Consider the following 565-nt stretch of genomic DNA (forward strand, 5'->3'; position numbering starts at 1 on the left):
CGGCTCGCCCCACCGTGCAGCACCACGACGACACCCTCCGGGTCGCGCGGCGTGCGGACGGGGATCAGGCGTGGCTGCGACATGGTCTGCGGCTCGTACCCAGGACCCACCGATCCATGCCGGTCACCGGCCCAGGCCCTCGACCACCTCGGCGCCGGGAAGGTCGGCCAGGAGACGTCCCGGCACGAGCAGCTTGGAACGGCGCACGCCGCTGCCGAGCACCACGACCGGCTCGTCCAGCAGCGCGTCGTGCACGAGGAGTCGCCAGTCCTCCGGCAGCCCGACGGGCGTGATCCCGCCGTGCTCCATCCCGGTCTCCTCGACCGCCCGGTCCATCGGCAGGAACGAGCACTTCCGGACGTCGAGCAGCTTGCGCACCAGCGTGTTCACGTCGGCGCGGGTGTCGGCGCGCACCACGCAGGCCGCGACCCGCTCGTCGCCGGAGCGCGCCCCGGCGACGACGACGCAGTTGCCGCTCGCGGTCAGCGGGATGTCGTAGGCCTCGCTCATCGCCGCGGTGTCGGCGAGCGCCGGGTCGATGTTGACGACCGCCACCTCGGCCGCT

At 73.6% G+C, this 565-nt stretch carries 1 protein-coding gene; it reads right to left on the reverse strand.

Annotated elements, in window-relative coordinates; translation table 11 throughout:
- Positions 1-123: 123 nt before the first annotated feature.
- Positions 124-565 (reverse strand): YbaK/EbsC family protein (locus FB586_RS18775; RefSeq protein ID WP_136520862.1); only part of this gene is annotated, 442 nt, incomplete at its 5' end.

Source organism: Cellulomonas telluris, assembly GCF_004886325.1.
GTDB classification, from domain to species: domain Bacteria; phylum Actinomycetota; class Actinomycetes; order Actinomycetales; family Cellulomonadaceae; genus Cellulomonas; species Cellulomonas telluris.